This window comes from Mesorhizobium sp. M0139, from assembly GCF_040322455.1.
GTDB lineage: Bacteria > Pseudomonadota > Alphaproteobacteria > Rhizobiales > Rhizobiaceae > Mesorhizobium.
The window spans coordinates 1-771 of sequence record NZ_JAMYTN010000051.1 but is presented as its reverse complement, the minus strand read 5'-3'; the positions used below and the strand labels follow the sequence as shown (position 1 = coordinate 771).

The window sequence follows — 771 nt, the reverse complement described above, 5'->3', positions numbered from 1 at the left end:
CGACGACGTGCCGACGGCGGTTGCCGACACGGACAGCGTCACGGAAGGCGGCACGGCGAGCGGCAACGTGATCACGGATGCCGCGCCGGGCGATGCCGGAGATACCGACACGGGCGCCGACACCAAGGGCGCCGACGGCGCTTCGGTAACAGGCGTGACGGGTTTTGGGGCAACGACGCCTGCGGGCAGCGACTTCCATGTCGTTGGCCAGTACGGCACGCTGACGCTGAGCCCGGACGGGACCTACAGCTACGTTGCCAATTCCAACATCAGCAACGCTTCGGCGGTGACGGACACCTTCACCTACACGCTCAAGGACGGCGACGGCGATACCTCGCAGACGACGCTGACGATCACCATCAATGACGGGGCCAACCCGTCAGTGGTGACGAACGCGATCATCGCGGTGGACGAGGAAGGGCTCGGCACCGCCAATGCGACCGGCAGCGCCGCCGCGACCAATGTCGAGAACGGCAGCGGGACGGTGTCGTTCCATGCCGGTTCGGACAACATCACCGGGGTGGCGTTCACATCGGTTGCCGGGATCACGGCGGACGTCAACGGGGTTGCCGGCGCCGACATCGTCTGGACGCTGGCCGGCCCGACGCAGATCACAGGTTCGATCGGCGGCATCGACGCCATCCATATCGACCTGGTCGCACCGTCGCTGCCGATTGTGGCGGGCACGGACGGATCCGCGACCGTCAATGTGACGCTGCTCGACAACTTCCCCCATCCCGACGCAAGCGGGCAGAACATCATCAACCTGAC

1 protein-coding gene is annotated in these 771 nt (G+C 66.1%); it reads left to right on the top strand.

Translation table 11 applies throughout. The features are described 5' to 3' along the window. The coding region (locus tag NKJ58_RS31455) for a cadherin-like domain-containing protein (protein WP_352854715.1) at positions 1 to 771 on the top strand (771 nt) is incomplete at both ends.